This window comes from Actinomycetota bacterium (assembly GCA_030650795.1).
Taxonomy (GTDB): domain Bacteria; phylum Actinomycetota; class Actinomycetes; order S36-B12; family S36-B12; genus UBA11398.
The window spans coordinates 132,482-144,694 of sequence record JAUSDJ010000026.1; the positions used below are offsets into that span (position 1 = coordinate 132,482).

Annotated in this window: 10 protein-coding genes; 7 read left to right on the top strand and 3 right to left on the bottom strand. The window is 58.5% G+C overall.

Annotated features, from left to right (window positions below):
* The first annotated feature begins 3 nt into the window (after window positions 1-3).
* Window positions 4-1,236: an amidohydrolase family protein gene (locus Q7L55_08395; GenBank protein ID MDO8732573.1), complete on the top strand. Its 1,233-nt coding sequence runs from the start codon at window positions 4-6 to the stop codon at window positions 1,234-1,236.
* A gap of 109 nt (window positions 1,237-1,345) precedes the next feature.
* Here Q7L55_08395 and Q7L55_08400 read toward each other — a convergent pair whose 3' ends face one another.
* The gene (locus tag Q7L55_08400) at window positions 1,346-3,649 is read right to left on the bottom strand and encodes a copper-translocating P-type ATPase (GenBank protein ID MDO8732574.1); all 2,304 of its coding nucleotides are present in this window, start codon (window positions 3,647-3,649) and stop codon (window positions 1,346-1,348) included.
* A 76-nt stretch (window positions 3,650-3,725) separates the two neighbouring features.
* Between Q7L55_08400 and Q7L55_08405 the strand changes: the two genes are divergently transcribed.
* The 6 genes from Q7L55_08405 (at window position 3,726) to Q7L55_08430 (ending at window position 10,621) form a co-directional block, all read left to right on the top strand.
* Window positions 3,726-4,919, top strand: a complete 1,194-nt coding sequence (locus Q7L55_08405; protein MDO8732575.1) for an MFS transporter — start codon at window positions 3,726-3,728, stop codon at window positions 4,917-4,919.
* Window positions 4,920-5,068: 149 nt separating this feature from the next.
* On the top strand, window positions 5,069-6,523 hold the full coding sequence (locus Q7L55_08410; GenBank protein MDO8732576.1) for a hypothetical protein: 1,455 nt from the start codon (window positions 5,069-5,071) through the stop codon (window positions 6,521-6,523).
* Between the two features lie 36 nt (window positions 6,524-6,559).
* Window positions 6,560-6,775: a hypothetical protein gene (locus tag Q7L55_08415; protein MDO8732577.1), complete on the top strand. Its 216-nt coding sequence runs from the start codon at window positions 6,560-6,562 to the stop codon at window positions 6,773-6,775.
* Window positions 6,776-7,078: 303 nt separating this feature from the next.
* The gene (locus Q7L55_08420) at window positions 7,079-8,347 is read left to right on the top strand and encodes an amidohydrolase family protein (GenBank protein MDO8732578.1); all 1,269 of its coding nucleotides are present in this window, start codon (window positions 7,079-7,081) and stop codon (window positions 8,345-8,347) included.
* 268 nt (window positions 8,348-8,615) lie between these two features.
* A complete protein-coding gene (locus Q7L55_08425) occupies window positions 8,616-9,914 on the top strand; it encodes an ABC transporter substrate-binding protein (protein MDO8732579.1) in 1,299 nt (432 codons plus the stop codon).
* Window positions 9,915-10,207: 293 nt separating this feature from the next.
* Window positions 10,208-10,621: a hypothetical protein gene (locus tag Q7L55_08430; protein ID MDO8732580.1), complete on the top strand. Its 414-nt coding sequence runs from the start codon at window positions 10,208-10,210 to the stop codon at window positions 10,619-10,621.
* 98 nt (window positions 10,622-10,719) lie between these two features.
* On the opposite strand, the gene Q7L55_08435 is transcribed toward Q7L55_08430, so the two are convergent.
* A complete protein-coding gene (locus Q7L55_08435) occupies window positions 10,720-10,863 on the bottom strand; it encodes a hypothetical protein (protein ID MDO8732581.1) in 144 nt (47 codons plus the stop codon).
* On the bottom strand, window positions 10,860-12,212 hold the full coding sequence (locus tag Q7L55_08440; GenBank protein ID MDO8732582.1) for a HAMP domain-containing sensor histidine kinase: 1,353 nt from the start codon (window positions 12,210-12,212) through the stop codon (window positions 10,860-10,862). The genes Q7L55_08435 and Q7L55_08440 overlap by 4 nt, the downstream gene beginning before the upstream one ends.
* Window position 12,213: the final 1 nt, after the last annotated feature.

A 12,213-nucleotide genomic window follows, 5' to 3' on the forward strand; every position in this document is an offset into this window, starting at 1 on the left:
AAAATGAGCACTTCAGAAATGAGTCCCACACAAGTCGAAGAGATCATGGGTGGACTCACCATTATTGATGGCGACAGCCACTTTGCAGAACCTGCGGATCTTTGGACTTCGAGGGCTCCCGCCAAGTTCAAGGACCGCGTGCCACAGTTGGGTGTGGTGGACGGCACGACTTGCTGGATGCTCGAAGGCAACTATTGGACAGGTCTCGGCGGCCACACAATTGCCAAAGGTGGGACGAAAACTCTGGGCGTGCTGTCCTTGCCGTTCGAGGATATTGACGATTCGGCTTGGTCGGTTCCGGGCCGGCTGGAACTCATGGACAAGCAGGGTGTCTATGCGGCGGTGCTCTATCCGAACTCCATTGGGTTCGCTTCGAACGCGGTCATGGGCATCAAGGACATTGAGTTCCGCAACATCGTCAGCAGCATCTACAACGACGGAATGGTCGACGTCCAGCACGAGTCAGGCGGCCGCATGCTTCCGCAGTGCATTCTCCCGATTTGGGATATGGATCTGACGGTCAAGGAGATGACACGTCTGCATGAGCAGGGTATTACAGGGTTCACGGTCACCGACAAGCCACAAATGGTCTCACTTCCTGACCTTGATGCGCCGTACTTCGCACCAATGTGGTCACTGGCCAATGACCTCGGCTCAGTGATGAACTTCCATATTGGTAGTGGCCTGCCACCGAACACCGGTGAAGAATCACGCAAGAATTCCGTCGTCTCCGGTACGAGTTCAGACATCTTCTGGCAGTCATTTGGCCCCCAGCGTCGGCTCGCGGTCTTGGCAACCCAGTTCTACATATCCAATGTCCGGGTGATCACCAACTTGATCATGAGTGACTTGTTTGATCGCTACCCCAACGTGAAGGTCGTGTCAGCAGAGAGCGGCATCGGGTGGGTTCCGTTCGTTCTTGAAGCATGTGAATACCAACTCGACGAGATGGTGACAACGAAAGAAGAGCGATCGTTGCAGAAGCTCCGTCCTACTGAGTACTTCCGCAACAACATCTACGTGATGAGTTGGTTTGAGAAGTCCGCGATGAAAGTACTCGACGACGTGGGCGTGGACAACGTCATGCTGATGACCGACATCCCGCACCCCACCTGCCTCTTCCCGAACTCGCGTGAGTACTTCGCCGAAGTGACGAAGAACCTCACTCCCGAGGTCCGTGCCAAGATCGTGCAAGACAACGCGGCACGCGTCTACGGAATCGACATCCCAAAGTAAGCGCAACACATTTGGCGCAGTTCTCGCGCCAAATGGGGAGAAGCGCTGGACGCCATTGGCGTCCAGCGCTTCTCCCCATTTGTGTTCCTCGACTACGTCACTAGTTGAACTAGATCCGGGCGGATCGCAGGCGCAGCGCGTTGAGAACGACGGACACGCTTGAGAGGCTCATCGCCGCAGCGGCAATCATCGGAGACAGCAGCAAGCCGGTGAATGGGTAGAGAATGCCGGCCGCGATAGGGATGCCTGTGGCGTTGTATGCGAAGGCGAACCATAGGTTTTGTTTCATGTTGCTCACGGTGGCCCGAGATACGCTGCGAGCGGCCGTGATGCCGCGCAAGTCTCCTTTCACCAGCGTGATCTGCGCAGATTCAATCGCAATGTCGCTACCGGTGCCCATCGCAATGCCAATGTTTGCTTGAGCAAGTGCAGGCGCATCATTGATGCCGTCACCGGCCATCGCCACCAGGTGACCTTCGCGTTGGAGCGCCTCGATGATGATGAGTTTGTCTTGGGGTTTGACCCCTGCATGGAACGCGTCGATGCCCAGTGTCTTGGCCACGCGTTGCGCCGGGCCAGCTGCGTCACCGGTGGCCATGACGATGGAAATCTCCTCGCGGTGTAGCGCATGTACCGCCTCCGCGCTTGTCTCCTTAATTGTGTCTCTGAGTGCAATCAAGCCTTCGAGCTTGCCATCGACCGCCACGTAGATGACCGTCTGCCCGTTTTCCTCGCTGTCTGACAAGTCAGTTGACCAAGTGATGCCATTGAGTTGCATGAGGTCGCGATTGCCAACCAAGACCGCCTGACCTTCAATGTGTGCAGCCACGCCGTAGCCCGGCTTGGCCTGAAACTCATCGGGGTCTTTTAGGCTCAAGTTAGCCGTACGCGCTGCCGTGGTGATGGCTCGCGCGAGCGGGTGTTCACTGGACTGGTTGGCGCTGGCAGCCATAAGGAGCACCTGCTCGCTCTCAAAGCCAGTGGCTGGGATGACCTGACTGACGCTTGGCCGACCAACTGTGAGAGTGCCAGTCTTGTCGACCACGAGCGTGTCGATTTCACACATCTTCTCGATAGCCGCGGCATCCTTGAACAGCACGCCGTGGCGGGCGCCCAAGCCGCTGCCAACCATGACTGACATCGGAGTGGCCAGCCCGAGCGCGCAGGGGCAGGCGATGATCAGGACAGCAACCGCAGCCACCAGCGCATTGGTCCAGCGCGGCTCGGGACCCACGAGTCCCCACGTGATGAACGTGGCGATCGCGATACCGATGACGGCCAGAACGAATACGCCAGCAACCTTGTCGGCCAGTCGCTGCATGGGCGCCTTGGAGCGTTGCGCCTTGGCCACCATCTCCACAACACGAGCCAGCACCGTCCCCGATCCGACCTGAGCGGCGATCACCACGAGAGTGCCGTTGGTGTTGACGGTGCCACCGATGACTGCATCGCCGGGAACTTTGTCTGTCGGTAACGGTTCACCGGTGAGCATGGACTCATCCACGGATGACTCGCCTGATTCAACGGTGCCATCGACCGGAACTTTCTCACCAGGCCGCACACGCACGCGATCTCCCACCTCCACCACCGCAAGCTCAACATCGACTTCTGAGCCATCAGAGGCGATCCTGTGCGCGGTGGATGGGGCAAGGTTGAGCAGCGCTTTGATCGCCTCACCCGTGGTTGCGCGGGCACGCAGTTCCAGAACTTGCCCCATGAGGGTCAGGGTGCAGATCACCGCGGCGGCTTCGAAGTAGACCGGAACGGTGCCGTCGTCTATTTGGGATGACGGAAATAGATCTGGAGCGATGGTCGCGACCACTGAATACAGATAGGCGGCGGTGACCCCCAACCCGATCAGGGTCCACATGTTCGGGCTGCGATTGATGACGGACTGCACGGACCATTTCAGGAACGGCCCCGCACACCAAAGAACCACTGGTGTGGCAAGAGCAAATTGCGCCCAAGGCGTCCAGCCGTCCGGGAGCGCAGGGAAGTTCAGCATGGCCAAGGAAAGTGTGAGCAGGGACAAGGGCACCGAGATCCAAAAGCGTCGGCGCATGTCTTGGTATTCGCGAAGCGCTGTGTCGTCATCCTCACTGGGCAGGACAGGCTCGAGATGCATGCCGCAGATGGGACAGCGCCCGGGGGCATCTTGAATGATCTCGGGGTGCATTGGGCAGGTGTAAAGCTTCGCGGACGCAGCATTCCTTGAAACCGGTGGCTTCGCTTCCACGGCTGCGTGTCCGTCAGCGGAATGGTGAGCGTGGTCATGACTTGTCATATGTGCAACGGGAACCAGGTCCATGCCGCACTCAGGGCATGAAGAAGCGTGGTCGTCGACCACTTCGGGGTGCATGGGACAGGCATAACTCGCAGCCACCTCATCCAGAGCATGCACATGCTCACTCATTGCGCCCCCAACTCAAGTTCTGCCACGGTTCACCTTAGGTCTCTCGGCGCCGGATCACTAAGTTCATTGCGTGAGCATGCCAACCAAGCCCGTATGGCTGACACGCAACGTCAAAGTGCTATCTGCAGTGTCACTAGCGCAGGACTCCGCTAGCGAAATGCTCTACCCGCTACTGCCAATTCTTCTGACAACAGTGCTTGGTGCGCCCGCGGCCGTAGTGGGCATAGTGGAGGGCGCTGCTGAAGGTGCGGCGGCTTTGCTGAAATACGCCTCTGGCCGACTTTCGGACCGCGTCGGCCGCAAGCCAGCAGTCGCAGTCGGCTACGGCCTCGCGGCGGTCGGAAAAATTATTGTTGCTGCCTCGCTGGTGTGGCCGGTCGTGCTGGTTGGCAGGGTTGTGGACCGAGCCGGCAAAGGCATCCGAGGCGCTCCGCGGGACGCCTTGCTGACCGAGGGAGCACCGGACGCGACATTGGGCAAGGTGTTTGGCTTCCATCGTGCGGCCGACACCTTGGGCGCGGTCATTGGTCCGCTGATCGGACTGGCCGTACTTGCAACTGTCAATGGCAACATCCGTGTTGCCTTGTGGGTAGCGGTGGTCCCTGCAGTTATCAGCGTGATGCTGGTAGGTCTTGCCAGAGAACAGCGCACCGACTCACATCACACGACTCAAGAAGGTCCGGCGAGCAGCCTCAAAAAGTCGAAGGCAGCTCCACCGTTGCCGACCCGAGTTCGCCTCATCGCCGGACTGCTCGCGGTGATCGCCCTAGTGAATTTCCCGGATGCGTTGTTGTTACTGCACCTCAATGACCAGGGCTTCTCCACCATGTCCGTCGTGGCAACATACGCGGCATTCAACCTCGCGAACGCACTGATCGCCTTTCCTGCGGGGATGCTGGCTGACCGCTGGCCGCGCGCCCGGGTGTATGCATTGGGCCTGCTGTGTTTCGCGATCGGTTACCTAGGGCTCGGCCTGGCGCCCGCTGGCTGGTTGACGGTCGCGCTGCTCTTGGTGTACGGCGGTTTTGCAGGGATCACCGACGGAGTCGGCAAGGCCTGGATCTCCAGCCTGACACCTCCGGCACAGCGAGGCCACGCCCAAGGTCTCATGCAAGGACTTTCCGGCGGAGCGGTGTTGATCGCAGGCGTATGGGCCGGCCTGCTGTGGGAAATAGGCGCCGGATCGGGCACCGTACCGTTGATCATTTCCGGTGCCATCTCGGCTCTGGCTGCCCTCGGGCTGCTCGTCCTCGGCAAGCGACTCGGCTGATCTTCGGGCGCTCTTTCGGCCGTGCGGATTACATGAAATTGCCGAAGCCGAATGTGCGCCTGCATTAATCCGGATCCTTGCTTCTTGGCTATCTGAAACGACTTGTGTGCCCGTCGACCACCCCCATATGTTGCGCTTATGAAGCGATCTTGGGCCCAGGTTCCCTTCGTATTAGTTATCGCTGCAGCGATGGCAACTACAACGTTGAGTGCCCAAGCGGCGGCACCCACCTTGGTCACGCCATCGTTTCCATCGAAGAGAATAATCCCCCGAATATGACGGCGATCAATAACACGCTGACTGGCTGTGGGTTGCCATCGATCAATCCCACGATTGTCAACGACCCGCAAAACCCTCCGGGCCCCTCGCCCGACAACAACGGTGAGCCAGATCTGGATCTCGTGGTGTTGGGGGCGGCGCTGCCCAAGAATGCGAGTCTGGCGCTGGTGAATACCGGTGGCGATATTTTCGACGCCTTGCAGTTAGCCGCCCAGCAGTGCGGGGTGATTCTCAGTAACGATCCTGCACCGGGTACCACTTCTTCGAGCGCATCGCGCGGGCCGAATTTCCCTTCCGGTGGGTGCATCATCTCGGTGAGCTACGGCAGCCCCGAACAATTCGACAGCACCATGGTGGGCGGCCAAAACGTGCTGGTGTCCAACAGCCAAGAAGCTTCGGATCTGCTGGCCGATCTTGCAGATCTCGGCGTCATTGTGGTCGTCGCCGCTGGCGATACAGGTTCCGGCGGATGCCTCTCGACGGGGCAGAGCACGGCAACTGGACTGACGCCCACGTACCCAGCCAGCGACCCGTCTGCACTGGCAGTTGGCGGAACGCAGTGGGCGACGTCGGCCAACGGGCCCTACCAGCCAGGCGTGAATTACACGCCTATTGTCTGGAAATCAGCCAACGCAGGCGCATCGTCGCGATGCTCGAATTTCCAGGTCAATGGACAACCGGCCTCTCCAGGCGCTGGTGGTGGTGGCATCAGTAGCGTGTTCCCGGCGATCTCGGCTCAAGAGTCGATTACCGCACAGGCCTACCCAACCTTTCCTCGCAACCGCATGGTGCCTGATGTTGCAGCTCTTGCCGGAACACCTGGCTATGCCATGTTCATGACGAACCCACAAACCGGCCAGTTGGGATGGTCGGTTGATGCTGGCACGAGCGCGGCAGCACCTTCCGTGGCTGCTGGCATCGCGAACATCAATGCCATCCTCAGCGCTCGTGGCCTAGGTCCGATCAGCAACGGTGGCGGGACTCTTGACGTTCACACGGTCATGTACAGTCCCGCGTACCAATCATCGTTGACCGATATCACCATCGGCGATAACAGCCTGTTCGGACTGACGATGAATGGCATTGTGGGTTGGAGCGCGATGACCGGATTCGACATGACCTCCGGGATGGGGGTACCGAACTTCGGCGTCCTCGCGAACGCCCTGGTGGGTAGTTCCGGTCGAAGCGCAGCGTTGGCGCCCCTTTCATCTCACCAAACATCCAGCGTCCAGTTATTGGGCGGCGGGGTCCGCCTGGACACCAGTGCACCGTCCACTCCAGCACAGTTGCTCCCCGTGCAGTCGCCAAAAGCGAACGCTGCCTAGGCACCTGTGGGCCACACCAAGACCACATTGTGGGTAGTGCCCAGAACACGACTGGCAACAACAGGGACGTATGCGACGTCGATGCGTATCGCCGGTACCTGGGTGACTCTGGGCAAGAGCAAAGCTGAGAAGCGCGGCATTCTCAAGTTGCCGACAATGCGTTTTGATAAGGCTGGGCGCTACCCGATCAAGGTCTCAACATCCGGCGCACCAGATCGTTTCCTCACCCTCGTCGTCACGAAACGGCCGTAACTCCAACGCTAAGAGTCGATCAATGGCCATTCGACTAGAGCGATGATTCAGCTGCCGAGCTGATGCTAATCCGCCCATATGATCGCAATTCAGGACGCGCGTATGTCGCTCCCGCTCTTTGAGATCGACCTACGGTCTGTCCCAAAGCCCTCGCAACGGCTCGTGCCTACTGAGTTTCACAAAGACCAAGAGCGTGGGAAATTCCCTTTATTTCCAATCGAAAATGGCTAAGGTCATAATCAGATTGCTATTGCGCACATCGGCAACTGAACGGCCATTCCCGATGCAAGGAGGCGAACACAGATGAACTTGAACGACATGATTCTGCTCAGCACAGATGATCATTTGATCGAACCACCAGACACGTTCGAAGGCCACTGGCCCGCACAGTACAAGGACCAGGCACCCAAACTCGTACTCAATAAGGACACCGGCCTTGATGAGTGGATATTTCAAGGCGTGAGCGTGGGCACCAACGGCCTTGGTGCTGTGGTGTCCTGGCCCAAGCAGGAATGGGGCTTCGACCCAGTCGGCTACTCCGAGATGCGTCCCGGTGTCTACAACTTGCACGAGAAAGTCCGCGACATGAACGTCAATGGCGTGCTTGCTGCCACCACGTTTCCGACTTTCCCGGGCTTCGCCGGCACGCACATGGCAAATCTGCCTGACAAGCAACTCAGCCTGATGGGGATCCAGGCAGTCAATGACTACATCCTCGATGAAATCGTGGGCTCGTATCCAGGGCGGTTCATGCCGCTGTGCATCCTGCCGTACTACGACATTGATGAGTCAGTGAAGGAGATCCATCGCATCGCCAAGAAAGGCTGCGTCACGGTCAGCATCCCGGAGACCCCGTACGGCTTGGGCATGCCAGATTACGCCTCGGGATATTGGGATCCGATCTTCAAAGCCATCAACGAGCACGGGATTGTTGCCAGCTTGCACATTGCCGGTGGATTCTCGCTACTGCAGCGCCCAAAGAACGCACGCCCTGACGACACCATTACCTTGGCGCCACTGATCTCCGCGATCACAGGCACCGACTTGATGCTCAGCGGGGTGCTTCGCCGCTTCCCAGACACAAAGATCGCGATGTCCGAGGGTGGGCTGGCTTGGATCTCAGGGTGGTTGGACCGCATGGACCGGCACATCATCAATCAAGCCTGGACTGGGCTCGACACTCTCCCGCCGGGCATGACACCGACCGACGTGTGGAGGAAGAACTTCCTGGCCTGCTTCATCACCGACAAGACGGCACTTCGGCTACGCGACCGGATCGGCGTGGACACCATCTCGTGGGAATGTGACTACCCGCACTCGGACTCAACTTGGCCGTACTCACCCGAAGTACTGCTCAAAGAGCTCGATGGTGCCGGCTGTACCGACGAGGAGATCGAGAAAATCACCTGGCAGAACGTTGCCCGGTTCTTCAACTGGGATCCGTTTAAGCACACGCCGCGCGAGCAGGCAACAGTTGGAGCGTTGCGCGCACTATCGAAGGATGTTGACATCTCCGAGACCTCAAAGGCGGAGTACCGGCGACGCTACGAAGCGGCAAACGCTTCTGCCTGACGCGCCACGACAGTAGGCAAGCGTTCCAGTGATTCGGCCTGACCAGAGTTACTTTCCTGGTCAGGCCGAAGGCTAAAGCCCATACAAATCACTAGATTTCAGATATTACGCCCCACTTAAATCACGTTCACATTACGCTTTTGTTCACACTCTGTACGGAGTTGTACCGGAGATCTAATTTGTCCCTGTTCCGGTGGATTACCTCACTGGGAGAAACGTTTCTCATTCCAACAGGTCTGGGAGCGCACACCGAGTAATAGGGAGAAATATGTCAGTCCATTCAAAGCGAGGCGCGGGTTCCGCCCTCGTGCTCGGCGGCCTGAGCGCGGCCATGCTGTTGAGCGTTGCCGCCAATGGCGCCTCAGCAGCTACCGCAGCGCCGAAGCCCGTCGCCGTCAGTAATGCTGCCTGCGCACCAACGCCAGGCGTCACACCGACCACGGTGAACTATGGCTTCATTTCGCCCACAACCGGTCCCGCGGCACCGAACTTCGTTGGTGGCGCGCAAGCCGCCCGTTTGCGCATCGCTCAGGAGAATGCCAAGGGCGGAGTGAACGGTCGCAAGATCCTCTTCAAGGCCTACGACGACCAGTCCAACCCAACCTCGTTTGTTTCGGTTGCCCAGCAGGCAATCCAATCGGACAACATTTTCGGTGTGTCAACTGATACCAGCACCGCTGGTGGATACGTGACGCTTACGGCTGGCGGTATTCCGGTCACTGGCTTTAATGCGCAGACCTTTGGTCAGGATCGCAATGCCTTCGGCGTCACCGGCGTGACCGTGCCTCCAGGCATCGGTTCGCTGCTGACCATTCAGAAGCTCAAGACGCTTGGCGTGACCAAGGTTGCAAACATCAACCACGCCTCGGCAGGAGCATCTGCTTCAGGCAACACCACCGCGGGCTTGCTCACCCTGGTTCCCGGAATCACTCAGTCATTGCGTATCGCCGATGAGCCACAGAGCACACACGATGCAACCTCAACCGCGCTTCGCATCAAGAACTCCGGTTCTGATGGTGCGATCATCGTCGGCTTCACTGAAGGTGCGGTCTCTATCGCGCAGGCAATGGCCCAGCAGGGAGTCAAGCTCAAGGGCATGTACGTTGCCGGTCTTTCTGACCCAGCTGTGCTGAAGACGACCGGTACCGCTCTTGACGGTGCACTTGGTGTTGGCACCGGCACTGTCCCGATTGGTGTCCCGAATGCCGCCGTGCGTACCTACTCCAACGGCATGAAGGCAGCGGGCATCAACCCCTACGCCACCTACGGTCCGATCGGCTACCTCGGTGCCGACCTGTTCATCCGCGGGCTCAAGGTGGCCGGCAAGTGCCCGACGCGCCAGTTGTTCATCGACAATCTGCGCAAGGTCACCAACTACAACGGTGGAGGACTGGTACCTGAGAAGATCAGCTTCACCCCGGGTCTCACCCCGAACGGCAACCCGGCGTCCTGCACCTGGTTCCTGGTAGCACAAGGCCAGACTCTGGTCCCAGATAAGGCCGCCGCCTGCGGCGCGACCTATGTCGACACTGCAACAGGCAAGGTCGTGTTCCAGGGTCACAACTAGTCCCTGAACAAGTTCGTGTGGCGGGTGTCCTCAGGACACCCGCCACACGAATGAATAAGGCGGCGAATACGGCTCTTCACCGATGCGAACAAGGACTTAACCCCGCCTTGGTCCGCCGCGAGCGACAACGCCAGACATTCGCCCAAGAGATTGCGCACCGGCACGCAATCCAATACCGTGGACTTGTTGCCCCGGACCCGGTAAAGCATCCATATACATGTCTTGTGGTCCGGGGTTGGTTTGTTTCACCCGCGCACCGCATGGCGTAGACGCTAACGGGAAGGCGGCGCAGCGTGTCCCGTACTGCAACTGTCAGAAGCACTCACTTCTTCGCTGGTCGAGTTACGAACACCCCTCCGATTCACAATCTCTCAGGCAGTTTGTTCGCACGCGTGTTGGCCGGACTCTCCGCAATGCTGGGAGTCATTGGCATTGCTCTGCTGCTCTTGGGGCTCCGGAACGAGTCCACGCAGAACTGGCCAAATTCAGATGAATGTTCGATTCTTGGGACAGTGTTCCTAGGGATGTTCGCAGTCGTTGTCGGAATCACTCTGATCCTGAATATCCGAGACATGCGAAATCCTCGATACGACCCGGACTGGCGTAATACGAGCACCGATTTCGACCACAAATCGTGCTGGTGTTCCAAGACGGAACAAGAATCACGGTCGGGCGCCAACAGTGAATCCGTGATTCACGCGGCTTAGATGGCCTTGACGCATTGGCACTGAATGCCCGCGCCACAATCGATTATTGGAACTGCGCTACCGGTACGAACTGAGTCAGCGAGAGAACTCTGACTGACTCAGTTCGTCGCTAATTTCATCGAGGGAACATCAATCTTTTCTGGCTGCTCGTCGTTTGGCACTCCGCAAGCCGAAAGCAAGAGCGTGCAAGCGAGGCCGATCACGACACAAGCCGCCAAGTTGGCGTGCATCCTTCGGGTCATGACGTCGCCTCCTGCGTCGGGAAGTGCGCCACAAAACGCGCTCCCCCTTCCGGCGAACTCGTGATGTAAATATCGCCGCCAATGTTCATTGCCTGCTCTCGAGCAATGGCGAGGCCGAGTCCGGCTCCGTTTCGAGCGGTGGGACCTTCACCGCGGTGGAATGGCTCGAACACTCTGTCCCGCAATGACTCGGGAACGCCCGGACCTGCGTCATCAACCATCACCTGCACAGCTTCAAATTCGGAAAGAATCACCACTCGAACAACGCCTGCCCCATGCGTGCGAGCGTTTTCCATCAGGTTTCCAACCACTCTTTCTACTCTGCGTGCATCGGTCCGGATTACCGTGTCGTCGCCATTGACCAAAGCAGGATCGAAACCTCGGTATGTTGCGCAGTCAATACACAGTTGCTTTACGTTCACGCTCTCCCACTGCGGCGGATGCTCGGGATTTATTCGACTGATCGCCAGGAGATCAAGCAACACTTGCGCGAGCCTGCGCACCTGTTGAGCAAGCACAATCACCAGTCCGGCTTCTCGCGCAGGTAACTCCCCACTTCGAGTTTCCAATAACTCAGCTGTTCCAAGCACTGAGGTCACTGGCGAGCGCAGTTCATGACTGACATTTGCACTGAATCTCTGTTCTCGAGCCAGCCGTGATTCCAAAGCCTCCGCGACACTGTTGAACGTGTCCGCTATTGGATCCAGATCCGGGTCACCCGTCAGATGCACGCGAGCACCCAACTCTCCCGCTGCGAGTCTGTGAGCACTTGATGCCAATTCGCGCATTGGCTTCAACAAGTAGTTGACGAAGTACAAGCCAAGCAGTCCACCGAGCAGTGACGAAAGGATGATGATTGCGAAGATCAGCCATAGCGCGCGTTTCAAACTTGAGTCTAATTCGCCAAACGAAAAGACTTCGGCGTACGTAGCGTCAGAAACGTTGGCAACCACGGCGAGATATGGCCGACCGTCATACGTGAATCGCTGCTTCGCACCTCCATCTTGCGCAGCAACCAGCAGGGCCGGCGGCAGGGCAGATGAAGGTACTGGGGATTGGGTCCCCACCCAATTCTTGCCGTCCAGCGTGTACAGCTGCTGCGATGCGCGGTTTCCTACGAGCGGTAGATCCGCTATTGCTTTCTCCGCAGCATTGCCAGTGACGTGGATCGAGTAGTTGACCGCTTGGACATCGAGCAATGCGCGCGTGATCGCGACGCTCTCGCCTGCTCTTACGAGGTAACTGCGCGCGAATTGGTACGAGGCAATCGAGAGGATCGTCGATATCAACAGAACCAACATCGCAAACGAGGCCGCTGCGCGCGTGCGCAAACGAGGTGAGCCCCGCATG